The sequence below is a fragment of the Novosphingobium sp. RL4 genome (assembly GCF_035658495.1).
Classification (GTDB): Bacteria; Pseudomonadota; Alphaproteobacteria; order Sphingomonadales; family Sphingomonadaceae; genus Novosphingobium.
In genome coordinates this window covers 136,127-158,283 of sequence record NZ_CP141945.1, presented here as the reverse complement: position 1 = coordinate 158,283, position 22,157 = coordinate 136,127, and the positions used below count along the sequence as shown (strand labels likewise).

Below are 22,157 nucleotides of genomic sequence, written 5' to 3'. Positions count from 1 at the left end.
CTCGACATGACTCTAGCGACACCTAAAGAGACCAGAGCGGCACCTGAGGCAGGTACGCAGATGGCCCGCGAAGCCCATGAGGCTCCCCAGCGCTGCGTCGAGCAGCTTCGGCTCAATGCCGATCTCGTTCGCGAGGCCGGACGGCAACTCCGCGCGCTGGCACCGCCTTTCGCCGCCACCCTTGCGCGCGGAAGTTCCGACCAGGCAGCCGCTTTCGCCAAGTTCCTGCTGGAAACCCATGCCGGCGTTCCCACGCTGAGCCATGCACCTTCGGTGGGTTCGCTCTATCATGCCACTTCGCCGCGTTTCGAAGGCGTGCCGCTGATCGCGATCTCGCAGTCCGGCCGCAGCCCCGACCTGCTGGCGGCGGCGCAGGATGCGCGCGAAAAGGGCGCGGTGGTGATCGCGGTGGTCAATGACGCCGAATCGCCGCTCGCCGAACTGGCGCAGATCGTCATTCCCGTCCACGCCGGACCCGAAACCAGCGTGGCCGCCACCAAGAGCTTCGTCTGCACGCTCGTCGCCCTCACCCATCTCGTGGCCGAGTGGAGCCAGGACGAAGCGCTGCTTGCCGCGCTCGAGACGACAGGCGAAGTGCTGGAAGAAGCCGCGAATGCGGACTGGACCGCGGCGGTCGAACTGCTCAGGGACGCCGGCGAGATGCTGGTGCTCGGCCGAGGCCCCACGCTTCCCATCGCGGGCGAGGCCGCGCTCAAGCTGAAAGAAACCTCCAGCCTGCACGCCGAAGCCTTCAGCAGCGCCGAAGTGGCCCATGGCCCGATGACGCTGGTGGGCGAAGGCGATCCGGTGCTGGTGCTCGCCCCGCTCGACGTGGCCCGCACCGGCCTGCGCGAACGGCTTGAGGACTTCGCGGCACGCGGCGCGCGGGTGATCGCCGCCGGGCTTGCCGAGGACATCGCCCCGGCAGCGCTGGTCCTGCCTTCGCGGACGGACGTTCATCCGGTACTGGGCGCCATCGGGCAGATCCAGAGTTTCTACAGCCTCGCCAACGAACTCTCGCTGGCGCGCGGTCGCAATCCGGACAACCCTCCGCACCTCAACAAGGTAACGCGCACGCTATGACCCTTACAGCCCTTATCGGAGCGCGCATCGTCCTTGCCGACCGCGTGGTGGAAGGCGAGGCGCTGATCCTGGACGGCGCGCGCATCCACGGCCTTGCCGCGCCCGGCGCCCTGCCGGAAGACTGCACGGTCGTCGACCTTGGCGGCGGCTACCTGCTGCCCGGCTTCATCGATACCCAGGTGAACGGCGGCGGTGACGTGCTGTTCAACGACATGCCCTGCATCGAGGGCATTCGCGCGATCGCCAAGGCACATCGCCGCTATGGCACCACCGGCCTGCTGCCCACGCTCATCAGCGATTACCCGCAAGTGGTGGAAGCCGCGATCGCAGCGGGCGAAGCCGCGCTGGCGGAAGGCGTTCCCGGGGTTCTGGGCGTCCATATCGAGGGGCCGCACCTCAACGTCGCCAAGAAGGGCATTCACGACCAGAACCGCTTCACGCGGGTCGATCCCGAAGTGATCGCACGGCTTTCCGCACCCACCGCCGGTCGCCGGGTGGTGACGCTGGCACCCGAACTCGCCGCCGAGGGCACGGTGCGCGCGCTTGCCGAGGCGGGCGTTCTCGTCTGCGCCGGACACAGCCTGGCCGATTACGACCAGGCCCGCGCGGCGCTGGCCGAAGGGCTGGCCGGCTTCACGCACCTGTTCAACGCGATGACGCAGTTCCTCAGCCGCGATCCCGGCATGGTCGGCGCCGCGCTGGAGGACCGCGCCAGCCACTTCGGCCTGATCGTGGACGGGTTCCACGTCCACCCCGCCGCCATGCGCGTGGCGGTTTCAGCCCGCGGCGATGAAGGCGTGATGCTCGTCACCGACGCCATGCCGCCGGTGGGCGGCACGCTGGGGCAGTTCACGCTGATGGATCAGGACATCAAGGTCGCCAATGGCATGTGCACCGGCCCGGACGGCACGCTGGCAGGCTCAGCGCTCACCATGGCGCAGGCCCTGCGCAACGCGATGGACATGATCGGCTGCGACATCGTGACCGCATCGCGCATGGCGAGCGGCAATCCCGCCCGTTTCCTGCGGCTGGATCATGAAACCGGCGCCATCGCGCCCGGCCTTCGCGCCGATCTCGTCCACCTGGGCGATGACCGTCTGGTCCGCTCGACCTGGATCGGCGGCGCCCGCGAGGATCACCGGGAATGACCCGGCAAGCTCCTGCCGCCAAGCCCGTGCTTCAGCCGGAACTGGGCCTGATCGAGGGGCGCTTCGGCCGTATCTGGAACGAGGCCGAGCGCAGCTACGTGGTGAGGACGCTGGCGGAGGCCGGTTACGGCTTCTACCACTACGGCCCCAAGGCGGACCGCTCGCTGCGGCGCGAATGGCGAAAGTCGCATGACGCCGCGCAGGCCGAATCCCTCGCCCGCCTTTCCGCCGAGTGCCGGGGCGCCGGGATGCGTTTCGGCATGGCGATCACGCCGGTCGGCTCCACGCACCCCTTCGACGATGCCGCCCGCGCCGACCTGACGCGCCGCGTCGCCGAGCTTGACGCCATCGGCATAGACGACCTTGCAGTGCTGTTCGATGACCTTCGCGGCGACATGCCGGAACTTGCGGAGCGTCAGGCCGAAGTGGTCAACTTCTGCGCCGGGCTCACCCGGGCCACGCGGGTCTATACCTGCCCGACGTACTATTCCGACGATCCGGTGCTGGACCTCGTCTTCGCGGACCGCCCGGCGGACTATCTCGGCAAGCTCGGCCGCCTGCTCGATCCGGCCGTGCAGGTCTACTGGACGGGCGAGGAAGTCTGCGCGAAGGAAATCGGCCCGGCCCATCTCGAACGCGTGGCGGGCGAACTGGGCCGCAAGGTCTGCCTGTGGGACAACTGGCCCGTCAACGACGGCGCGCGCATGTCGCGCTTCCTGCACTTGCGCGCCTTCACCGGCCGCCCGGCAGGTATCGCGGAGCATGTTTCCGGCCATGCGATCAACCCGGCGATCCAGGCCCATCTCGGCTGCATCCCGGCGCTGACGCTGCCGATGGTCTATGCCCAGGGCGGCGACTATGCCTATGGCGCCGCCTTCGCCGCCGCCGCGCGCCGGCTTCTCGGAGATGAATTCGCCGTAATGTTGCAGCAGGACCTTCCGGCCCTCCAGGACGTGGGCTACGAGCGGCTCGGCGTTCGCGGCGGCCGTCTGCGCGCGCGCTACGAAGGCATCGACCATCCCGCCGCGCGCGAGATCCTGCACTGGCTCGACGGCGCCGACCTGATGACCGACGACGAGGTCCAGACCCAGTAACCGGGGAAAGAACCATGGCAGCGAGCATCACCACACGGGACAAGGCGCTTCTGGCCGCCCTTCGCGGCGCGGTCGGCAAGCGTGACGTGCTCACCTCTCCCCGCGCCACGGCGCGCTTCCGCAAGGGCTATCGCACCGGCGAGGGCCCGGCCATCGCGGTGGTGCGCCCCGGCACCCTGGTGGAGCTGTGGCGCGCGGTGCAGGCCTGCGTGGCGGCGGACGTGTCGATCATCATGCAGGCGTCGAACACCGGGCTTACCGGCGGTTCCACCCCCGATGGCGACGACTATCCCGGCGGTCTCGTCATCATCAGCACCACGCGGCTCTCCGCGCTCAAGGTGATCCAGCGCGGCACCCAGGTGCTTTGCATGCCCGGCACCACGCTTTACAAGCTGGAGCAGGCGCTGCGCCCCTTCGGGCGCGAGCCGCATTCGGTGATCGGCTCATCCTGCCTCGGGGCCTCGGTCGTGGGCGGGGTCTGCAACAATTCGGGCGGTTCGCTGATCCGGCGCGGGCCTGCCTATACCCAGCTCGCGCTTTATGCGCAGGTCCAGGCCGACGGTTCGCTGCGCCTGTTCAACCACCTCGGCATCGATCTTGGCGACGAGCCCGAGACCATGCTCTCCCGCCTCGACCGCGAACAGTATACCGAGGCCGACATCGACCCCGCCGGCGACAAGTGGGCGCACGACCATGCCTATGCCCGGCACGTCCGCGATATCGAGAGCGAGGTGCCCGCCCGCTTCAACGCCGATCCGCGCTGCCTGTTCGAGGCGGCGGGAAGCGCGGGCAAGCTGATCGTCTTCGCCGTCCGCCTCGACACTTTCGCGCGCGAGGACGAGACGACCACGTTCTACATCGGCACCCGCGATCCCGACCGGCTGACCGACCTGCGCCGCACCATGCTGCGCGATTTCGATACCCTGCCGATTGCGGGCGAATACATGCACGCCGAGGCTTTCGACGTGGCGGACCGCTACGGCCGCGACATGTTCTACGCCATCGAGCGGCTCGGCACCGATCGCCTGCCCGCGCTGTTCGCGGCCAAGTCCCGCTTCGACGGGCTGTTCGGCGGCGGCCTTGCCGACCGGCTGATGCAATGGGCAAGCCGGTTCATCCCCGAGCACCTCCCGCCCCGCATGCGCGAATACCGCGCCCGCTTCGCGCATCACCTGATCCTCAAGGTGCCGCGCGATCAGGTAGAGGCGGCGCGCGCGCTGCTCGGCGCGCTGTTCCCCGGCGGTGCCGATGGCGATCATTTCGAATGCACGCCGCAGGAAAGCGCCAAGGCCTTCCTCCACCGCTTCGTCGCGGCGGGGGCGGCGGTGCGCTACCGCGCTGTCCATCGCCGCGAAGTGGAGGACATCGTCGCGCTCGATGTGGCCCTGCCCCGCAATACCCGCGAATGGGTGGAGCAGCTTCCCGCCGATCTTGCCGCGCGCACGATCCACACGCTCTATTACGGCCATTTCTTCTGCCAGGTGTTCCACCAGGACTACATCGTGAAGAAGGGCACGGACCCGCTCGGCTTCGAGCACGCGCTCTGGGCGCTGCTCGACGCGCGCGGCGCCCGTTATCCGGCCGAGCACAACGTCGGCCACCTCTATGTCGCGCGGCCCGAACTGGCGGAATTCTACCGCGAGATCGACCCGCGCAACCAGCTCAACCCCGGCATCGGCCATACCCCCCGTGGCCGCGACTGGACGGGGACTCACGGAGAACACCCATGACCTATTTCCTCGGCATCGACGCAGGCGGCAGCAATTGCCGCGCCCGGCTGGTCGACGCGCAGGGCAAGGAGATCGGCCATGGCAGGTCCGGCACCGCCAATGCGCGGATCGGCATGGAAGCGCTTTACGAAACGCTCAAGGATACGGTCGATCAGGCCGTGGCCGAAGCCGGGCTGACCGATGGGCAGCGCGCCGCCATCCATGCCGGCATGGGCATCGCCGGGATCACCCGCCCCGGCGTGCGCGATGCGCTGGCCGAACTCGATTTCGGCTTCGCTTCGGTGAACTATGCCACGGACGCGCAGATCGCCAACCTCGGCGCGCACGCCGGACAGGACGGTGCAATCCTCATCATCGGCACCGGCAGCGCCGCGCAGGTGCGGGTGGACGGCCGCGATTTCACCATCGGCGGCTACGGCTTCCCGATCTCGGACGAAGGGAGCGGCGCCGCGCTCGGCCTTTCCGCGATGCGCCACGCCTTGCGCGCGCTGGACGGGCGCACCCGCAAGACCCCGCTCAGCGCCGCCGTGACCGAACGGTTCGAGCATGACACTGCACGGGCCATCGCCTGGATGGACCATGCAAGCCCGCGCGATTACGGCACCTTCGCGCCGCTGGTGATGGACTATGCCGAGGCCGACGACGCCATCGCCCGCTCCATCGTCGAACACGCGGCAGGCCATATCGAGCGCTTCATCGAGACCATCTTCGAACGCGGCGCCACGCGCTGCACGCTCGTCGGCGGTCTCGCCCCGCGGATGCAGCCGTGGCTACGTTCGCGCACGGTAGAGCGTCTGAGCCCTGCCCTCGGAGATTCGCTGGACGGCGCGCTGCGCCTTGCCGGTTTCGTGCCTGCCTGAGCTTACGGCAGCCGATCGGGCGCTTCGCGGCTGTCGAGCGTGAGCTGAAGAAAGGCGAGGTCCAGCCAGTTTCCGAACTTGCAGCCGACCTCTATCAACAGGCCCACGGATTCGAAGCCGAGCTTTTCGTGAAGGCGGATCGAGCCCTCGTTGCGGGCCTCGATCCCCGCGACCATGGCGTGCTTGCCGATGGCCCGCGCCCGTTCGATCAGGGCAATCATCAGGTTCATTCCGATCCCGCCGCCGCGCCGGTCCGCGCGGACGTAGACCGAATGCTCGACGGTGTGGCGATAGCCGTCGAATGCGCGCCAGTCCCCGAAGGAGGCATAGCCCAGCACCGTCCCGGATTCGTCGAGCGACACCAGCACGGGATAGCCCGCCTGCCTGCGGTCGGCCAGCCAGGCGAGCCGGTTGGCGGTGTCGACGGCGGTTTCGTTCCAGATCGCGGTCGTGTTCAGCACGGCGTCGTTGTAGATGGCCGTGATCCCTTCGATATCCGCCGGTACGGCATCACGAATGGTCAAACATGCTCCACCGAGGTGCCGGTCGATATCGTCAGCTTGCGTCATCCCGGCACTATAGTGGACGGCTCGGTCCCCGCAAGCAGCCCCCCCGAACGCGAAGCTTCCCCAGGCGGAAAATTATGACGGCCAAGCGCCCGGCCGGGGCCGCGGCTTTCCTATAAAGCATTGACGCAAAGGATTTCATTACGGCCGGCGAGCCGCCGCCGCACGGGAGATCAAATTGACAGTCAAGACGATCGAGGAACGGCTGGAATTCCTCGAGTTCGACCCTGCGCAGCGCCGCGTTCTCGCGGCGGCGCAGCCCCTGCTTCGCAAGTGCATTCCCCCCGCGCTCGACCATTTCTACGCACGTGTCCGCGCCACGCCGCAAATGGCGCGCATGTTCACCAGCGACCGGCACATCGATTCCGCCAAGAGCGCCCAGCTCGGGCACTGGATGGGCATCGCCACCGGCCGCTTCGACGAGAGCTACCACGCCGCCGTCAGCCGCATCGGGAAGGTCCATGCCCGGATCGGCCTTGAGCCCCGCTGGTACATCGGCGGCTATGCGCTCGTGCTTGAGGAAATCATGCGCGCGGTGGAGCGCAGCGCAAGCCCGTGGAAGCGGATGCTCGGCCTCTCGCGCCCCGGCAAGCTCAGCCGGGCGCTGATGAAGGCGGCCATGCTCGACATGGACCTGTCGATCTCGATCTACTTCGAAGAAGCCGAGGCAGAGCGGAACCAGGCCATCGCCGCGCTGGACCGCGCGATGTCTCGGCTGGCTGGCGGCGATCTCATCCATGACATCGACGACCTGCCCGGCGGCTTCCTCTCGCTCAAGCAGTCCTACAACGGCAGCCTCGCGAACCTGCGCGGCACGATCGGCTCGGTGGTGCGGACGTCGGAGGCGATCTACGGCGAATCCGGCGCGATCGCCCGCGCGTCCGAGGATCTTGCACGCCGCACCGAAAGCAGCGCCGCCAATCTCGAAGAGACCGCCGCCACCCTTGTGCGAGTGGAGGAACGGGTGAAGGCCACTGCCGGCGGCGCGCAGGAAACCCTCGGCATTGCAGGCGGCGCGCTTTCCGTCGTGCAGCAGGGCCGCGCCGTGGCCGAAGATGCGGTGCAGGCCATGCAAGTGGTCCACGAAAGCGCGCGCGGGATCGACGAGGTGATCGAGGGGGTGGACAAGATCGCCTTCCAGACCCGCGTCCTTGCCATGAACGCCGCCGTCGAGGCGGGGCGTGCCGGAAACGCCGGGCGCGGTTTCGCGGTCGTGGCCGACCTCGTCAGTTCGCTGGCCATGCGCGCCGAGGAAGAGGCCCGCAAGGCCCGCAACGGCCTTTCGGCCACCCGCTCCGAGATCGACCGGGCGGTAGAGACGGTATCGCGGGTGGACCGCTCGCTGGAACGGATCGCCGGAGAAGTCGACCGGGTTCACCACCTCGTCGAAACCATGGCGCGGGACAACGACGCGCAGGCCTCGGCGATTTCCGAAGTGAGCGTTGCCGTGGGCATGATGGACCGCACCACCCAGCAGAACGCCGCGATGGTCGAGCAGACGTCCGCTGCCGCCCGCACGCTGATCTCCGACGCGACCACCCTTGCCGAACATGCCAGGCGCTTCCAGATCGGCGAAGCACCCGGCGGCCTGAAGCCCAGGTTGCAGGCGGTCTGAGCGAAGCGGGGCCGGGTGCGGAAAGGACAATCCTTGCACCCGGCTCCCCCTTCGCCCCATTTTTCGCCCCTCTTCAAAGTTTAACTTTCGACACTTTGCCCGCCGGTAAAGTGTCACGGCCGACAAAGCGCAGAATTGCGAAAGATCAGGGATTCTCACGATTCGCGATCTGTGCTCTATAGATTCCCGTTATGTTTCTCGCGCCGACCGATCCCGCCCGCCGCGCTCCCGCCAGCGACATGGCAGCCCTGCTAGATCAGGTCGCTCATGCCAGCAGCCGGCCCCGCTATGCCTTCATGGTGCTCAGCCTGATCGCCGAGATCGCCCGCCCGGACGGCAGCGCCGGGCCCTTCATCGCCCATCGCGGCCAGTCCATCCTGCTGCGGGACTGGCTCTGCGACGCGCTGACACCGATGGGCGGGCGCGATCCCAAGCGACAGGCGCTGATGATGAAAGTGCGCGCGGAGCTGGAACGGACGGGAAAACTCCCGCAGCAGCCCACTGCCGCCGAAGCCGCGATCGAGGCCGAAGTGCGCGAGCGTGTGCGCAGTTCGGGCAAGACCAACCTCAGCCGGGCAACCACCGAACTGGTCAAGGCGGGCCTGATCCAGCGTCATTATCAGGGCTTTCGCGTGGACCATCACAACCGGGGGGCGCAGCGGCACGTCGTCTACACCCTGACCGGCCGGGCGCGCTGCCTGATGGGACGCTCCGGCCCCATCTCGGGCGATCGCAGGCAGGGCGAACTCGCGCTCAACTGAAAACACGCGGGGCGCCCCCTCCGCTTCCCGGCGCTCGGCAAAGTGTCACGCGGGACAGGCACGCGCACCAGTCAATCTGCCCGAAGTGACGACAGGATATTGCCGAAAAGCGGCACTGTGGGCATTGACGTTTCGCGCCGCCTGGTGAACGGCTCCCGCTCCCCAACGCAGGAGCGATATCCAGTGAGCAACCAGAAGACCGGCAACGCCACCATCGCCGGCATTGCCTGCGGCGCCGGTGCGGGCGCGTTCTGGGGGCTCGTGTTCCTGGCGCCCGAACTGGCCGGAGACTTCACGCCGCTGCAGCTCACTGCCGGGCGCTACCTGTTCTACGGCGCGCTCTCGCTGCTTCTGCTCCTGCCGCGCTGGCGGCAGCTCGGCCCGCATGTGACCCGGCGCGAATGGCTGGCGCTGGGCTGGCTCGCCTTCACCGGCAACACGCTCTATTTCATCCTGCTATCAAGCGCGGTCCAGAACGGCGGCGTCGCGCTAACCGCCCTTGTCGTGGGGTTCCTGCCGGTTGCCGTAACCATCATCGGCAGCCGCGACCATGGCGCCGTGCCGCTGCGGCGGCTGATCCCCTCGCTGCTGCTCTGCATGGCCGGCGCGATCTGCATCGGCTGGCAGGCCGTTGTCGATCCCTCTTCCGGCACGGTGGAGCAGCAACTGATCGGCCTGGGCTGTGCGGTAGGCGCGCTCATCTCGTGGACCGGCTTCGCGGTGGGCAATTCCCGCTGGCTGGCGCGGCTCGACCATGTTTCCCCGCATGACTGGAACCTGCTGACCGGCCTCGTGACCGGCGCGCAGAGCCTGCTGCTGCTGCCTTTCGCGCTGCTGCTCGATACCGCGCACCATACCGATGCCGCGTGGCTGCGCCTCGGGGCGATCTCGCTGGGCGTGGCGGTGCTCGCCTCGATCCTCGGCAATGCGCTGTGGAACCGCATGAGCCGCCTGCTTCCGCTGACGCTCGCCGGGCAGATGATCCTGTTCGAAACGCTGTTCGCGCTCGTCTATGCCTTCGTCTGGGAACGGCGCCTGCCCACCCCGATGGAGGCCGCCGCCTTCGCCCTGCTGGTGCCCAGCGTGATCTCCTGCATCGCCGCCCATCGCAAGCCCGGGACGGTGCCGGTAAGCGACGGAGACACCCTGCACCCCTGATCGCCGCGCTCTCCCGCTGCTCGCCCGCATTTGACTCCGGAATATAGGTCGCATACTACTTATATTCGTTGAGGCGGTACCCGTTCGTCCGAACCGGGAGCCTGCCTGTGTTGGAGAGGATGAGACGATGCAATTTCACCTGAACGGATTCCGCACCGGCGACCCGGCCGTTTCCGAACCCGTCCCCCACCTCGCCGCGGCCCCCACCCTCGCACTTGGGAGCGACAGGCCCTCCGGCGCGCCGGACGATGTGGACGTGCTGATCGTCGGTTGCGGCCCCGCCGGGCTGACGCTGGCCGCGCAGCTTGCGCGGTTCCCCTCGATCCGCACCCGCATCGTCGAGCGCAAGGACGGTCCGCTCGCGCTCGGTCAGGCGGACGGCATCGCCTGCCGCACGATGGAGATGTTCAACGCCTTCGGTTTTGCCGACCGCGTGGCGCGGGAAGCCTACTGGGTCAACGAAACCACGTTCTGGAAGCCGGACGACAGCGAAGCGCGCCGGATTTCCCGCCACGGCCGCATTGCCGATACCGAGGATGGGCTTTCGGAATTCCCCCACGTCATCCTCAATCAGGCCCGCGTCCATGACTTCTACCTTGAAGCGATGCGCAATGCGCCGACCCGCCTTGTTCCGGACTACGCCATGGAAGTGGCGGACCTGACCATACCGGAAGACCCGGCCGAGCCGGTCCTCGCAAGGCTGCGGCGCGTGGGCGCAGAGGGAGAGGAAGGCACCGAACTGGTGCGGGCGCGCTATGTCGTGGGCTGCGACGGCGCCCGCAGCCAGGTCCGCCGGGCGATCGGCCGCGAACTGATCGGGGAATCCGCCAACCAGGCCTGGGGCGTCATGGATGTGCTCGCCTACAGCGACTTTCCCGATATCCGCCTCAAGAGCGCGATCCATTCCGCGAACGAGGGCAACATCCTCATCATCCCGCGCGAAGGCGGCTATCTGGTGCGCCTCTACATCGAACTGGACAAGCTCGGCCGGGACGAGCGGGTGGCGGCGCGGAACATCACGCGCGAACAGCTCATCGACGCCGCCCGGCGCATCCTCCATCCTTACGTGCTCGACGTGAAGGAAGTGGCGTGGTGGTCCGTCTACGAGATCGGCCAGCGCCTTTGCGACAAGTTCGACGATGTGCCCGCCGGAGCGGAGCAGCGCAGCCTCCCCCGCGTCTTCATCGCGGGCGATGCCTGCCACACGCACAGCCCCAAGGCCGGACAGGGCATGAACGTGTCCATGCAGGACGCCTTCAACCTCGGCTGGAAGCTTGCTGCCGTGCTGCGCGGGCAGGCCGGGCCGGAACTGCTGCACAGCTATTCGGCCGAGCGGCAGACGATCGCGCAGGAGCTGATCGATTTCGACCGCGAATTCGCCGCGATGTTCAGTGCGAAGCCGAAAACCGCCGAGGACGAGGACGGTGTCGATCCCGCCGAATTCCAGCGCTATTTCGTGAAGCAGGGTCGCTTCACGGCAGGAACCGCCACGCAGTATCGCCGCTCCGCCTTGACCGGCAGCGGCGAGCACCAGCACCTTGCGGAAGGTTTCAGGGTCGGGATGCGCTTCCATTCGGCGCCCGTCGTGCGCCTTGCCGATGCAAAGCCGATGCACCTCGGGCACGCCGCCGAGGCGGACGGGCGCTGGCGGATCTACCTCTTTGCGGGTCGTGACGGTCTCCAGCCCGGCTCCCGCCTTGCCCGGCTGTGCCGCACGCTGGAAACCGACCCAGCCTCGCCTCTGCTTCGCCACACGCCGAAGGGCGCCGATGCTGACGCCCTGTTCGACTTGCGGGCGGTATTCCAGCAATCGCACCGGTCGCTGTCGATGGACGAGCTTCCCGGTCTGCTCTGGCCGCGCAAGGGCGAACTGGGCCTGCGCGACTACGAAAAGGCGTTCTGCGCCGATCCGGGCGCGGGCGACATCTACGACATGCGCGGCGTGAACCGGGAGGAAGGCTGCATGATCGTGGTCCGCCCGGACCAGTACATCGCGCAGGTGCTTCCGCTTGACGGCACGCGGGAACTGGCAGCCTACTTCGCCTCCAACCTGACCGCCGCCCGCATTCCCGAACCGGCGGGCTGAACCTTCGGGCCGAGGTCGGCCATGGCAGCACACGGGAGGCTTGAGCAGGCGGGCGTTATCAAGCTAGGTGGCTGTCATGAGCGACCTCGAGACCATGCCCGGCCACCTGATCCGCCGCCTTCAGCAGATTTCCGTGGCGCGCTTCACATCGCGCATGACCGAGGCCGGGCTTGACCTGACCTCGGTCCAATATGCGGCGATGCTGACCCTGCGCGATCATCCGGGGCTGGACCAGCAGACGCTGGCGGGCATGATCGCCTATGACCGGGTGACGATCGGCGGCGTGATCGACCGGCTCGTGCAGAAAGGGCTGGTCGAACGCGAGGTCAGCCCGACCGACCGCCGCGCCCGCGTGCTGATGCTGAGCCGGCAGGGCGGCGAGGCTCTGGCCGCGGCAACGCCATGGGTGGACCAGGTGCAGGACGACATCGTCTCTCATCTCACATCAGAAGAACAGGATATCTTCCTGAAACTTCTGAAGAAGACCACGCGCGCCGGTAACGAGCTGAGCCGCGCGCCGCTGCGCCCGGCGCCCACGGGGGCAGGCAACCGGAGCGAGTGAGCAAGCCTTCAGGGAGGCAGGCCGTGCTCAGGCCGATTGGCGCCTGAGCACGCGCTCCGCCCATAGTCCGAAAGCCAGTCCGATGGTGGCCCACAGCACGAGCTGCGTTCCCATCGAGGCGAGCCGGAAGTTCCAGAGCAATACCGCCGGGAAATCGGCAGGCACTTCGTTGATCGCGGGAAGCAGGAACTGGCCTAGGCCGACCATCCCGAGATAGACCACGAAAGCCAGCAGGGTGGCATCGAAGCCCCTGCCCGGCCGCGCCAGCCTGCCGCGAAGGCGCCCGGCAACCACGGCCGCGCCGAGCGACAGCGCGATCATGCCGAAATAGGCAGCCGTGCGCAGCGCCACCGTCTCGTGCTTGCCTACGGCCGGCGGGGTCTGCGGATACTTGATCGCGGGAACCACCACCACCAGCACGAAAGTCAGCGCCGCCAGAAGCAGTGCGAAGCTGCGCGGGCCGAGATGGCCCATCCTGCCATAGCCGTATGCGAAGACCAGCGAGAAGATGCCCCCCACCGCCGCGCCGTAAAGCGCCAGCGCGGTAACGAGGCCGGCCCCCTTCTGGGTATCGCGGCTGACGAGTTCCTCTTCGTCCGCCGGATGCGGGTGTGCGAGCGGCGCAGATGCCATCGCCATTCCAGCATGATCGGGCGCCGGGTGATCGGGCAGAGCGCCGTGGGCCGCATGATCTTCCTCGTAACCGATCGCGAGGTCGATCTGCGGTTCCGCGAAACCGCGTGCGAAAAGCGTGGCCAGAAGCGCGCCCAGAATGCCGGCAAGCATTCCGCGCCAAAGCAATTGACGGGTCATGACGTTACCTCAGTGGCAGGGAAAACCGAGGAGGTGCCGGCCGTCGTGGACGAATTCGTGAACGTACATGCCCTGGAACAGGGAGAAAGCGCCCTGCTCGGTGCTCACGAAATAGAGGAAGATAAGGGCCAGCAGCGTGCCCAGCACGGCCCAGGGAGCGATGTCCTCGATCGGGATGGCGCTGCCGCCTTCGACCGGAATGAAGGTATCATCGAAAATTGCGGCGGAAACAGCCATGCTCATGCTCCTTGGCGGGATTGCGCGTCCCCGGAAAATCTGTGCCAAGGCGGAAGGTCTGGCTCTCGACGGGGAAGTTCCCGTTCGATTACAGTGGCGCGACCGCGCCGGAATTCCACCGGCTTCTTCAATCCTCGACGCCTTCCCTTAGGACCGGGTTACCGGCGGCGTCAACGACCTCGATGGAATTCAGGCCTTGGCGACGACCCTCCTGCTGATCTGCATCGCCGCCACGGCCCCGGCCCGTCACGGCGGCTTTGCAGGGCCTGACGAACCGCTGGACGAGGGCGGGCTGCGCGATGCGGCGCGCACCGCGCTGAACGATCGCTTCCGCGATAGCACCTTCACCAGCCCCGCCATCGCCGCTGCCGAGACCGCAGGGGCGATGGGCATTATCGGGCGGACGGAACCCGCGCTGGCCGATATCGATCATGGCCGCTGGTCCGGCCGCGCCTTTGCGCAAGTGCACCAGGAGGAACCCGGCGCGTTCTCGGCATGGATCGCAGACCCGCTTGGCGGCGCTCCGGGGGGAGAATCGATGGAAACCGCCCGGCAGCGGATCGGCCGATGGATGGACGAGATCGCCCGTCACGACGGCCCGGCCTGCGGGATCACGCACCCGATGATCGTGCGCGCGGCGCTTTCCCATGCGCTCTGCCTGCCGCTTTCCACCACGCTCGCGATAGACATCGCGCCGCTTTCGCATACCGTGTTTTCGTTCAGCGGCAGGTGGCGGCTGCAATCGCTTGGCCTTGCCGGGGGGCTTGCGGGCAGCGGCCTGCCCGGCTAATCGCCGCAGGGCCCGTTTCGCCCTTCAGGACGCCGCGGGCAAAGATCGCGCCGGTGCCCCGCAAGGGGCTTAATACGGGAACCCGGTAGAGTTTTGCTCGAAAGAGTTTGCTCGATTCCGGGGCTGTCCCTGCAACTGTAAGCGGTGAGCGCGATGCACATTCGCGGCGGGACAATCGCTTCCCGACGCAGCCACTGGGCCGGACGCTAAATCCTGCGAGGCCTGGGAAGGCCGTGCATCCCGCCCTGACCCGCGAGCCAGGATACCTGCCTGCGTCGATGTCGCTCTTGCCCGGGTCCAGGGGATGGCCAAGGCACGGTAACTCTTCCGTCTGAGCGACGTGATGCATGCGGCCGGGGCCGCAGCGGCATGCCGTGTCGGGCGCCCGTGCGCCGGTCCGACGCGGCACGCCGCAATCGTCGCAGGTCGCGGCGGAAAGCCCCGCCGCTTCAGGTCGCTGGCGCGCGGGAGACGACACATGAGCAAAGTTCCCACCACCGTCATCACCGGCTTTCTGGGCGCCGGCAAGACCACGCTGATCCGCCACCTGCTGCAAAACGCCAAGGGCCGCCGCCTTGCCCTCATCATCAACGAATTCGGCGATGTCGGCGTGGACGGCGAACTGGTGAAGGGCTGCAACGACGAAGCCTGCCCGGAAGACGATATCGTCGAACTGGCCAACGGCTGCATCTGCTGCACCGTCGCCGACGATTTCCTGCCGACCATGCAGAAGCTGCTGGACCGCGAGAACAGGCCCGATCACATCATCATCGAGACCAGCGGCCTTGCCCTGCCCAAGCCGCTGGTGAAGGCCTTCCAGTGGCCCGACATCCGCACCCGCGCCACGGTTGACGGCGTGGTCGCCCTGATCGACGCCGATGCCGTCGCGGCCGGCCGTTTCGCCACTGACGAGGCAGCACTGGCAGCCGCCCGCGCGGCCGATCCGATGCTGGACCACGAAAGCCCGCTGGAAGAACTGTTCGAGGAACAGCTGGGCTGCGCCGACATGGTCGTGCTCAACAAGACCGACTTGGTGGATGCCGATGCCCTTGCCCATGTCGAAACGCTGGTGCTGGCCGAAACGCGCCCCGGCGTGAAGATCGTGCGCGCCGATCACGGCGCCGTCGACATCGCCGCGCTGCTGGGTATCACTGCCGCGGCCGAGGACGATCTCGATTCCCGCCCCTCGCACATCGACGGGCTGGACGAGGATCACGACCATGACGACTTCGACAGCTTCGTCGTTTCCGGCGGCGATGTGGCCGATCTCGACGCCCTTCTCGCCCGTTTAAACGGCCTGATCGCAGAGCACGACATTCTGCGCGTGAAAGGCATGGTCGCGGTCGGCGGCAAGCCGAGCCGCCTTGTCGTGCAGGCCGTCGGTCCGCGCATCCAGCACTTCTACGACCGCGCCTGGCTGCCGCAGGAACTGCGCCGCACCCAGCTTGTCGTCATCGGCCAGAAGGGGCTGGACCGCACCGCCATCGAAGCAGGGCTTGCCGGGGTTCTCGGCCCCGTGGCCACTACAGCAGACGCCTGATGCACCTGCTGTCCGCCACGCCGGGGACGATCTCCAACGGCGAGGAGGCGATCGACCTCGACCAGTCTCCCGGCGACATGGTGATCCTCACCGTGGCGGACAGCGAACTCGCCTGCTTCGCGGGCGCGGCGGCGCGTTTGCCGGAAGGTGGGCCGAGCGTTCGCCTCGCCAATCTGCTGCAACTGCGCCATCCCTACTCGATCGACCTCTATGTCGAGAAAGTGATCGCGAAGGCCAGATTCGTCTGCGTGATCCTGCTCGGCGGCAAGAGCTACTGGGGCTACGGGATCGACGAGATCGCCCGTGTCGCGCGGGAGAACGGCATTGCCTTCGCCGCCATCGCCGATGGGCGCGAGGCCGATCCCGCACTCGACCGCGCCTCCACCTTGACCGCCGAGGTCCGCGAGCGGATGCGCGACTATCTCCGGCAGGGCGGCATGGCCAATGCCCTCTCGTTCCTGCGCACCGCCGCGCGGACCATCGGCCATGACGCAGGCGAACCGGACGATCCGGTGCCCGTGGCCGATGCCGGGCTCTACCTTGCAGGCACCGAGCGCGCCGGGCTTGCCGAAGTGCAGGCAGGCTGGACCGAAGGCCGCCCGCTCGCCCTGCTGGTGTTCTACCGCGCGCTGATGATCGCGGGCACGCTGGACGCCGTGGACGCGATGATCGCGGCGCTGCAGGAGCGCGGCTTCAACGTCGCCGCCGTTCACGTTCGCGCCTTGCGGGAACCTTTCGCGGTGGACTGGCTGGGCGGATTGCTGGGCGAGGTCGCGCCCGATGTGATCGTCAACGCCACCAGCTTCGCCTCGTCCTCCGCAGGTGACGATCGCAAGCCGGGCATTCTCGAAAAGGCGGACTGCCCGATCCTGCAAGTCGCCTTTGCGGGTGTCCTGGAAAGCGAGTGGCAGAGCGCCGCACGCGGCCTTGGCCCGCGCGACCTTGCGATGAATGTGGCGCTGCCCGAAGTGGACGGCCGCATTTTCACCCGCGCCGTCGCCTTCAAGGCGGCCGAGCGTTTCGACGACGTGACCCAGTGCGGCATCGTCGTCCCTCGCGTCGCGCCGGACCGGGTGGCCTTCGTCGCCGATCTGGCCGCCAACTGGGCGCGCCTGCGCCGCACGCCGTCCACCGAGCGCCGTGTGGCGCTGGTGCTGGCGAACTACCCCAACCGCGATGGACGCATCGGCAATGGCGTGGGCCTCGACACCCCTGCCAGCACCGCTGCGATCGTCGCCGCGCTGGCCGAGGCGGGCTACGACACCGGCAAGGCTCCGCAAGACGGCGCCGCACTGATGCGCGTGATGACCGGCGGCGTGACCAACGATCTGACATCGCTGGAACGCGCGGGCGAAGTTTCGCTGCCGCTTTCGGCCTACGAATCCGCCTTCGCAATGGTGCCCGAAAACGCGCGCAAGGCGATGGTCGAGCGCTGGGGCGCGCCATCCGCCGATCCCTTCGTGCGGGATAGCGCCTTCCGCCTGCCGGTCCACCGTTTCGGCAATCTCGCCGTCGCCGTGCAGCCCGCGCGCGGCTACAACATCGATCCCAAGGCCAGCTATCACGATCCGGCCCTGCCGCCGCCGCACGCCTATCTCGCCTTCCACGTCTGGCTGGCGCAGGACTTCGGCGCGCAGGCGGTGGTTCATGTCGGCAAGCACGGCAATCTGGAATGGTTGCCCGGCAATGCCATCTCGCTCTCGCGCGAGTGCTTCCCGGAGATCTGCGCCGGGCCGCTGCCGCAGCTCTACCCCTTCATCGTCAACGACCCCGGCGAAGGCACACAGGCCAAACGCCGGATCGGCGCGGTGGTGATCGACCACCTCACCCCGCCCCTGACCCGCGCCGAGACCTATGGCCCGCTCAAGCAGCTTGAGGCGCTGGTGGACGAATACTACCTCGCCGCCGGGATGGACCCGCGCCGCCTCGACCGCTTGCGGCGGGACATTCTCGATCTGGCGCGCAGCCACGGCCTCGACCGCGATGCCGGGGCCAGCGGAGACGATGACGACGCGCTTTCGGCCATCGACAACTACTTGTGCGAACTGAAGGAATTGCAGATCCGCGACGGTCTGCATGTCTTCACCCGGTCACCCGAAGGCCGCTTGCGGCGCGACCTGCTGGTGGCGCTGGCCCGCACGCCGCGCGGCTATGACCATGCCGGACAGGCCTCGCTCTTGCGCGCGATGGCTATCGACTTAGGCCTCGACTTCGATCCGCTCGATTGCCGCATGGGCGATCGCTGGGACGGCGCGCGGCCCGAGGCGCTGGCGGCGATTTCGGGCGAGCCTTGGCGCACGCATGGCGATACCGTCGAGCGGCTCGAACTGCTGGCAGCCGAGATGGTCGATACGCCCAGCGGCAACCTCGGCAGCGAAACCGCCGCCGTCCTTCACGCCATCCGCACCGACCTCGCCCCCCGCATTGACCTGTGCGGCCCGCGCGAGGCCGAGGCCCTGCTGGCCGGTCTGAACGGCCGCTTCGTTCTGCCCGGCCCCTCCGGCGCGCCAACGCGCGGGCGGCCGGACGTGCTGCCCACGGGGCGCAACTTCTACTCGGTCGACACCCGCGCCGTGCCCACCGCCGTTGCCTGGGAACTCGGCCGCAAGTCCGCCGATCTGCTGGTGGAAGACTACCTCCAGCGCGAGGGCGAATACCCCAAGGCCATGGCGCTTTCCGCATGGGGCACCGCCAACATGCGCACCGGCGGCGACGACATCGCGCAGGCCCTCGCGCTGATGGGCGTGCGCCCGCGCTGGGACTGGGCTTCGGGCCGCGTGGTCGGCTTCGAGGTGATGACCGTGGCCGAAATCGGCCGCCCGCGCGTGGACGTGACCTTGCGCGTCTCCGGCTTCTTCCGCGACGCCTTCCCCGAACAGATCGACCTGATCGACAGCGCCGCGCGCGCGGTTATGGCGCTCGACGAACCGCTGGGCGACAACCCCGCCGCCGAGCGCCACCGCGCCGAAACCGCGGGGCTCATCGAAAGCGGCGAGGCGGAAACGCAGGCCACCCGCCGCGCCGGAACGCGCGTGTTCGGATCGAAACCGGGTGCCTACGGCGCCGGACTTCAGGCCATGATCGACGAGAAGATCTGGCACGAACGTAGCGATCTGGCCGATGTCTATCTCGACTGGGGCAGCTACGCCTATGGCGGCGGCGTGGAGGGTGATGCCGAGCGCGGCCTTTTCGCCGCGCGCCTCGCCTCGGTCGATGCCGTGGTGCAGAATCAGGACAACCGCGAGCACGACCTGCTCGACAGCGACGATTACTACCAGTTCGAAGGCGGCATCGCCGCTGCCGTCGAGCATCTGAAAGGCCGCGCGCCGATCAGCTATCACAACGACCACAGCCGCCCGGAACGCCCGGTCGTCCGCACGCTGGAGGATGAGATCGGCCGCATCGTGCGCGGGCGCGTCACCAATCCCAAGTGGATCGCCGGCGTCATGCGCCACGGCTACAAGGGCGCGTTCGAGATCGCCGCCTCGGTAGATTACCTCTTCGCCTTCGCCGCCACGACCCACGCGGTGAAGGACCACCATTTCGACGCCGTCCACGCCGCCTTCATCGAGGACGAGGCGGTGCGTGATTTCATGGCCAAGGCCAATCCCGCCGCCTTGCGCGAAACCGCCGCACGCCTTGCCGAGGCGCTCGAACGCGGCCTCTGGAAACCCCGATCGAACAGCGCGGGCCTGACGCTCGCGGCCCTCTCAGGAGCATGACCATGGTGCAACGCAGTGACGAACAGCACGCCGAGAAGATGAAGAAGAAGCAGGCCGCGCATGACAAGATCATGGCCGGAAAGACGGTCGAAAAGGGCCTGCTGATCGTCCACACCGGCAAGGGCAAGGGCAAGACGACCGCCGCGCTCGGAATGGTGGTGCGCGCCATCGGCCACGGCAAGAAAGTGGGCGTCGTCCAGTTCGTGAAAGGCGCGATGACCACCGGCGAGAAGGTCGTCTTCGATGCCTTCCCGGATCAGGTCGAATTCAAGCCGATGGGCGAAGGCTTCACCTGGAACACGCAGGACCGCGCCCGCGACATCGAACTCTCGCGCGAGGCGTGGGAGGAAGTGAAGCGGATGGTCGCCGATCCGGGCTATGACATGGTGCTGGCGGACGAACTCAATATCGTGCTGCGCTATGACTATCTGCCGCTGGACGAAGTGCTGGACGTACTGACCGCGCGCGGCGAGATGAAGCATGTGCTCGTCACCGGCCGCAACGCCCCCGAAGCGCTGATGGAAGCCGCTGATCTCGTGACCGAGATGACGCTGGTGAAGCATCCGTTCCGTTCGGGCGTGAAGGCACAGGCCGGCATCGAATTCTGAAGATGCCGCCGCGCTTCGGCTCCGAATTCCGGGAGCAGCTGGGCGAGCTGCTGGCATGGCGGCGTGATGTCCGCCATTTCCGCAGCGATCCGCTGGGTGAAAGCGTGGTGGCCGAACTGCTGGCGGCGGCGCAGCTTGCGCCGTCGGTGGGCAACTCGCAGCCCTGGCGGTTCGTGCGCGTCCGCTCGGCGGACTTGCGCGAAACACTGGCGGAGCATGCCGATACCGAAAAGGCCGCCGCCGGATCGGGCCTGGCAGACCCGGCCCGGCGTGCCGCCTATGCCTCGCTCAAGCTCCACGGCCTGCGCGAGGCGCCGGAGATCATTGCGGTATTCTGCGACGAAGGCGCCGCTGAGGGCGGCGGCCTCGGCGCGGCGACAATGCCGGAGACGCGGGCCTATTCGGTGGTGCTTGCCGTCCATACGCTTTGGCTGGCGGCACGGGCGAAAGGGCTGGGGCTGGGCTGGATATCCATCGTCGAGCCCGATTTCGTCACCGCGCTCCTGGGCGTGCCGCCGCGCTGGCGTTTCATCGCATTGCTGTGCCTGGGCCACCCCGAGGAACCGGACATGGTCCCCGAACTCCAGCGGCGGGGCTGGCAGGCGCGGCTCGACTGGCGAACGAACGTCAGCGAGCGTTGACCTGCCGCGCAAGGCTGCGCGCCGCCTTGACGTAGGCGGGACCGCCGCAAACCGTCCAGGCCTGCGGGATCGCGACGCGCGGAATGTCGCGCAGGATCGGATGATGGATCATCTCGGTGCCCTGATCCGAGACCTTCTGCGTGGCGCTGTCGATTACGATGTAGTCCGGACGCGCCATCGCCATTTCCTCCAGGCTCATCTGCGAAAGCGACGGTTTTCCTAGCTGTCCTGCCAGATTGACGAGGCCGACCCGCACCATCAGGTCGTCGATCAGCGTGCCGGTGCCGGTGAGATAGCCCCGGCGCTGGTAATAGGCCGCAACCTTGCCGCCGCGCGCGCGGGGAATTCCGGCGAGATCGGCGTTCATTCGCGCAATCAGTGCCTCTCCGCGCTGCGGATGTCCCACCGCCCGCGCCACGTCGCGTATGGAGGCGACTATCTCGTCATAGTCATGCGCCGACTTGAGATCGAGCGAGCGATAATGGCGGTTCCGCAGCACCGCGATGGCCGGATTGCGTCTTGCCGGCATGCCCACCACGAGATCGGGATCCGCCGCCATGACCTCCTCCGCCGACCCTCCGAAAACGGGCAGCCCCTTCGCTTGAGACGCCACGGCGGACATTTCGGGATCGGAAGCATAGCGCGTAAGTCCGGCGATCTGGTCACGGTCGGCCAGAGCCACCAGCAACTGGTCGGCGCAAAGATTGAGCGATACGATGCGATGCGGAACCGCGCCCTTGTTTGCCGCGGCAGGAGGGGCATTCCCGGTCGCCGCGCACGGAAGGAGCGCGAACATGACCCCGGCAACGACGCCGAGATTCCGATGCCGGGCAAACTCCTTCATCGCACCACGCAATTTCATAGACTTGTTCGCCAATCCTGAGACGCTATCGAGATTCTTTCGGTGATGCTCTCCCACCCGAAATCCCCTGACGAAAGGCGATTATGGGATCACCGGCGCCATGGCAACGCCCTATTCCCCTGCCGCATTTCCCGCCGTTCAGCAGGGCGCCCGGTACGACGGCAGAGTTAGCGCAAACGAATAGCCTATCGTCAGGCGGTGGGTTTCAAAATGCTGCATTGCACCTATATGGTCGGCACCGGTACGCCCGCACAGAAGATGGACGGCCTTGGATTTGGGGG

At 67.6% G+C, this 22,157-nt stretch carries 19 protein-coding genes and 2 riboswitches; of the genes, 15 read left to right on the top strand and 4 right to left on the bottom strand.

What is annotated here, in order from left to right:
• Positions 1–6: 6 nt before the first annotated feature.
• The 5 genes from U9J33_RS18120 to U9J33_RS18100 are packed head-to-tail and all read left to right on the top strand — an operon-like array spanning position 7 to position 5,915.
• Entirely contained in the window at positions 7–1,083 is a 1,077-nt protein-coding gene (locus tag U9J33_RS18120; protein ID WP_324699630.1) for an SIS domain-containing protein, read from the top strand.
• The gene (nagA, locus tag U9J33_RS18115) at positions 1,080–2,231 is read left to right on the top strand and encodes an N-acetylglucosamine-6-phosphate deacetylase (RefSeq protein WP_324699629.1); all 1,152 of its coding nucleotides are present in this window, start codon (positions 1,080–1,082) and stop codon (positions 2,229–2,231) included. The genes U9J33_RS18120 and nagA overlap by 4 nt, the downstream gene beginning before the upstream one ends.
• Positions 2,228–3,325, top strand: a complete 1,098-nt coding sequence (locus U9J33_RS18110; RefSeq protein WP_324699628.1) for a beta-N-acetylglucosaminidase domain-containing protein — start codon at positions 2,228–2,230, stop codon at positions 3,323–3,325. Before nagA ends, U9J33_RS18110 begins: the two co-directional genes overlap by 4 nt.
• 14 nt (positions 3,326–3,339) lie before the next feature.
• A complete protein-coding gene (gene dld / locus U9J33_RS18105; protein WP_324699627.1) occupies positions 3,340–5,055 on the top strand; it encodes a D-lactate dehydrogenase in 1,716 nt (571 codons plus the stop codon).
• Positions 5,052–5,915, top strand: coding sequence for a BadF/BadG/BcrA/BcrD ATPase family protein (locus tag U9J33_RS18100; RefSeq protein WP_324699626.1), 864 nt, complete (start codon positions 5,052–5,054; stop codon positions 5,913–5,915). Before dld ends, U9J33_RS18100 begins: the two co-directional genes overlap by 4 nt.
• Positions 5,916–5,917: 2 nt before the next feature.
• On the opposite strand, the gene U9J33_RS18095 is transcribed toward U9J33_RS18100, so the two are convergent.
• Positions 5,918–6,439 carry a GNAT family N-acetyltransferase gene (locus U9J33_RS18095; protein WP_324699939.1) on the bottom strand — a complete coding sequence of 174 codons (522 nt, stop codon included), beginning with the start codon at positions 6,437–6,439 and terminating at the stop codon, positions 5,918–5,920.
• Positions 6,440–6,659: 220 nt separating this feature from the next.
• On the opposite strand from U9J33_RS18095, the gene U9J33_RS18090 reads away from it, so the two are divergent.
• From U9J33_RS18090 to U9J33_RS18070, 5 genes are all read left to right on the top strand, one after another.
• On the top strand, positions 6,660–8,096 hold the full coding sequence (locus U9J33_RS18090; protein ID WP_221937306.1) for a globin-coupled sensor protein: 1,437 nt from the start codon (positions 6,660–6,662) through the stop codon (positions 8,094–8,096).
• A 191-nt stretch (positions 8,097–8,287) separates the two neighbouring features.
• Positions 8,288–8,857 (top strand): hypothetical protein, encoded by a 570-nt coding sequence (locus U9J33_RS18085; protein WP_324699625.1) that lies wholly within the window; start codon positions 8,288–8,290, stop codon positions 8,855–8,857.
• Between the two features lie 183 nt (positions 8,858–9,040).
• On the top strand, positions 9,041–10,015 hold the full coding sequence (locus tag U9J33_RS18080) for a DMT family transporter (RefSeq protein ID WP_324699624.1): 975 nt from the start codon (positions 9,041–9,043) through the stop codon (positions 10,013–10,015).
• Between the two features lie 127 nt (positions 10,016–10,142).
• Positions 10,143–12,101, top strand: a complete 1,959-nt coding sequence (locus U9J33_RS18075) for an FAD-binding monooxygenase (protein ID WP_324699623.1) — start codon at positions 10,143–10,145, stop codon at positions 12,099–12,101.
• Between the two features lie 76 nt (positions 12,102–12,177).
• Complete coding sequence (locus U9J33_RS18070) at positions 12,178–12,663, top strand: MarR family winged helix-turn-helix transcriptional regulator (RefSeq protein ID WP_324699622.1); 486 nt, start codon at positions 12,178–12,180, stop codon at positions 12,661–12,663.
• 27 nt (positions 12,664–12,690) lie between these two features.
• Here U9J33_RS18070 and U9J33_RS18065 read toward each other — a convergent pair whose 3' ends face one another.
• Positions 12,691–13,476, bottom strand: coding sequence for a CbtA family protein (locus U9J33_RS18065; RefSeq protein WP_185999683.1), 786 nt, complete (start codon positions 13,474–13,476; stop codon positions 12,691–12,693).
• A gap of 9 nt (positions 13,477–13,485) precedes the next feature.
• The gene (locus U9J33_RS18060) at positions 13,486–13,695 is read right to left on the bottom strand and encodes a CbtB domain-containing protein (RefSeq protein ID WP_054441987.1); all 210 of its coding nucleotides are present in this window, start codon (positions 13,693–13,695) and stop codon (positions 13,486–13,488) included.
• 54 nt (positions 13,696–13,749) lie between these two features.
• Positions 13,750–13,874, bottom strand: a riboswitch (cobalamin riboswitch).
• Positions 13,875–13,909: 35 nt separating this feature from the next.
• Between U9J33_RS18060 and U9J33_RS18055 the strand changes: the two genes are divergently transcribed.
• From U9J33_RS18055 to bluB, 5 genes are all read left to right on the top strand, one after another.
• Complete coding sequence (locus U9J33_RS18055) at positions 13,910–14,503, top strand: histidine phosphatase family protein (RefSeq protein ID WP_324699621.1); 594 nt, start codon at positions 13,910–13,912, stop codon at positions 14,501–14,503.
• Positions 14,504–14,537: 34 nt separating this feature from the next.
• A riboswitch (cobalamin riboswitch) is annotated at positions 14,538–14,792 on the top strand.
• A gap of 189 nt (positions 14,793–14,981) precedes the next feature.
• A complete protein-coding gene (cobW, locus tag U9J33_RS18050; protein ID WP_054441920.1) occupies positions 14,982–16,043 on the top strand; it encodes a cobalamin biosynthesis protein CobW in 1,062 nt (353 codons plus the stop codon).
• Complete coding sequence (gene cobN, locus U9J33_RS18045) at positions 16,043–19,765, top strand: cobaltochelatase subunit CobN (RefSeq protein WP_324699620.1); 3,723 nt, start codon at positions 16,043–16,045, stop codon at positions 19,763–19,765. Before cobW ends, cobN begins: the two co-directional genes overlap by 1 nt.
• A gap of 2 nt (positions 19,766–19,767) precedes the next feature.
• On the top strand, positions 19,768–20,373 hold the full coding sequence (gene cobO, locus U9J33_RS18040; RefSeq protein ID WP_054441918.1) for a cob(I)yrinic acid a,c-diamide adenosyltransferase: 606 nt from the start codon (positions 19,768–19,770) through the stop codon (positions 20,371–20,373).
• Between the two features lie 2 nt (positions 20,374–20,375).
• Entirely contained in the window at positions 20,376–21,014 is a 639-nt protein-coding gene (gene bluB, locus U9J33_RS18035; protein ID WP_132468839.1) for a 5,6-dimethylbenzimidazole synthase, read from the top strand.
• Here the strand turns inward: bluB and U9J33_RS18030 are convergent.
• Positions 21,001–21,810 (bottom strand): ABC transporter substrate-binding protein, encoded by an 810-nt coding sequence (locus U9J33_RS18030; protein ID WP_324699619.1) that lies wholly within the window; start codon positions 21,808–21,810, stop codon positions 21,001–21,003. The genes bluB and U9J33_RS18030 overlap by 14 nt on opposite strands.
• Positions 21,811–22,157: the final 347 nt, after the last annotated feature.

Coding starts and splice junctions, on each gene's coding strand:
- U9J33_RS18120 (WP_324699630.1), top strand. CDS start 7: ATGACTCTAGCGACACCTAAAGAGACCAGAGCGGCACCTGAGGCAGGT.
- nagA (WP_324699629.1), top strand. CDS start 1,080: ATGACCCTTACAGCCCTTATCGGAGCGCGCATCGTCCTTGCCGACCGC.
- U9J33_RS18110 (WP_324699628.1), top strand. CDS start 2,228: ATGACCCGGCAAGCTCCTGCCGCCAAGCCCGTGCTTCAGCCGGAACTG.
- dld (WP_324699627.1), top strand. CDS start 3,340: ATGGCAGCGAGCATCACCACACGGGACAAGGCGCTTCTGGCCGCCCTT.
- U9J33_RS18100 (WP_324699626.1), top strand. CDS start 5,052: ATGACCTATTTCCTCGGCATCGACGCAGGCGGCAGCAATTGCCGCGCC.
- U9J33_RS18085 (WP_324699625.1), top strand. CDS start 8,288: ATGTTTCTCGCGCCGACCGATCCCGCCCGCCGCGCTCCCGCCAGCGAC.
- U9J33_RS18075 (WP_324699623.1), top strand. CDS start 10,143: ATGCAATTTCACCTGAACGGATTCCGCACCGGCGACCCGGCCGTTTCC.
- U9J33_RS18070 (WP_324699622.1), top strand. CDS start 12,178: ATGAGCGACCTCGAGACCATGCCCGGCCACCTGATCCGCCGCCTTCAG.
- U9J33_RS18065 (WP_185999683.1), bottom strand. CDS start 13,476: ATGACCCGTCAATTGCTTTGGCGCGGAATGCTTGCCGGCATTCTGGGC.
- cobW (WP_054441920.1), top strand. CDS start 14,982: ATGAGCAAAGTTCCCACCACCGTCATCACCGGCTTTCTGGGCGCCGGC.
- cobN (WP_324699620.1), top strand. CDS start 16,043: ATGCACCTGCTGTCCGCCACGCCGGGGACGATCTCCAACGGCGAGGAG.
- cobO (WP_054441918.1), top strand. CDS start 19,768: ATGGTGCAACGCAGTGACGAACAGCACGCCGAGAAGATGAAGAAGAAG.
- bluB (WP_132468839.1), top strand. CDS start 20,376: ATGCCGCCGCGCTTCGGCTCCGAATTCCGGGAGCAGCTGGGCGAGCTG.
- U9J33_RS18030 (WP_324699619.1), bottom strand. CDS start 21,810: ATGTTCGCGCTCCTTCCGTGCGCGGCGACCGGGAATGCCCCTCCTGCC.